At 61.7% G+C, this 1,707-nt stretch carries 1 protein-coding gene; it reads left to right on the top strand.

Annotated elements, in window-relative coordinates; all coding sequences use genetic code 11:
* Window positions 1–120: 120 nt before the first annotated feature.
* Window positions 121–1,560: an IS1380 family transposase gene (locus QMK32_RS25110; protein ID WP_283478286.1), complete on the top strand. Its 1,440-nt coding sequence runs from the start codon at window positions 121–123 to the stop codon at window positions 1,558–1,560.
* The last annotated feature ends 147 nt before the right edge of the window (window positions 1,561–1,707 follow it).

Below are 1,707 nucleotides of genomic sequence, written 5' to 3'. Positions count from 1 at the left end.
CCTGAATGCACCGATTGGGCCGTGAACGTGACCGAGTCGCAGAAGCGAAATGCCCTGCCGTGGTGAAAGAATCAATCTTGTCTAGGGAAAGATTCGGCCACAACGAAGGGCATCTCGCAGATGCAACTATCCCATACCCGACCTGTCACCACCGCGAGGTTCGACGATCCGAATCTCGTGTCCACCGCGGGTCTGATTCCGGTGATGGCGTTGGCGCAGCGATCTGGGCTGCTCACGTTGGCCAACGAGCATCTGAGCGTGTCGACGGACAAAGGTGCCAACGCCGGCCGCAAGATCGGATCGCTGGTCGCCGGTATGGTCGCGGGAGCGGACAGTATCGCCGACATGGCGATCCTTCGACACGGCGCGATGAACACCCTCTTTGATCACCCGTACGCACCCTCGACATTGGGTTCGTTCCTGCGGGAATTCGCCTTCGGTCATGTCCGCCAACTCGACGCCGTCGCCTCCAGGTTGCTGACCGCCCTCGCCGAACACACACCGGTGGTCGACGGTATCGACACCGAACGCGTGATGGTCGATATCGACGACTCGATCATCGAAGTCCATGGCCACAGCAAACAAGGATCTGGCTACGGCTACTCCGGCATCCGTGGCCTCAACTCGTTGATCACCACAGTCACCACCGACACTGCAGCACCCGTGATCACCGGGCAACGCCTACGCAAAGGATCCTGCGGATCCGCCCGAGGTGCATCACGAATGATCGCCGATACCCTCACTACCGTCGCGCGGCTCCGCACAGTGGCGTCTACCGTCTCGGACCCCGATGTTTCTGCAGCACAGACGAAGCCACTGCTGCGTGCCGATTCCGCATACTTCGGATACCCCACGGTCGGGGCAGCAATCCGCGGCGGTGCGGACGTCTCGATCACCACCGGCCTCAACACCGTCATCCGAGCCGCGATCGCCACCATCACCGACGACGCCTGGACACCCATCCGCTACACCAATGCGATCTACGACGACACCGCTCAGCAGTGGGTCTCGGTCGCAGAGGTCGCCGAGATCGAGTTCACCGCGTTCGCCTCCCAGAAGAAAGCGCACCACATTCCCGGCCGACTCGTCGTACGCCGCATCCCCGACCTGCGACCGAAGAAAGACCAAGGACAACAGCAACTGTTCGACGTCTGGCGGTTCCATGCCTTCTTCACCACCACCGACCCCGCCGATCTCGACACCGTCACAGCCGACCAGATTCACCGCCGGCACGCGATCATCGAACAAGTTCACGCCGACCTCAAGAATTCCGCTCTCGCGCACCTGCCGTCCGGGCATTTCTGTGCCAACGCAGCCTGGCTGGTGTGCGCAGTGATGGCGTTCAACCTCACCCGCGCCGCCGCCACCAGCACCGGCGACTTGGCCCTGGCGAAGGCAACGACCGGCACGGTCCGTCGAACGTTGATCACCGTCCCGACCCGTATCGCCTACTCGGCACGGAAAATCACCCTGCACCTACCCACAGGCTGGCCGTGGGGCAAACAGTGGATGACATTGTTCGAGAACACGTTCCGGCGGAATCTACCGATCACCGCCTAACGACCCACAACCTTACCCACCCACGAGACGAAAACCACAGTGGAACAAGTCGATACCCGAGATCGGCCGAACAATCACGCCCACACCCCACCCGATACCACGCAACACGATTCAGACCGAGCGAGTCAGCGCATCGGTGCATTCAGG

Source organism: Rhodococcus sp. H29-C3 (assembly GCF_030063405.1).
Classification (GTDB): Bacteria; Actinomycetota; Actinomycetes; order Mycobacteriales; family Mycobacteriaceae; genus Rhodococcoides.
This window is presented reverse-complemented; position numbering and strand designations above follow the sequence as displayed.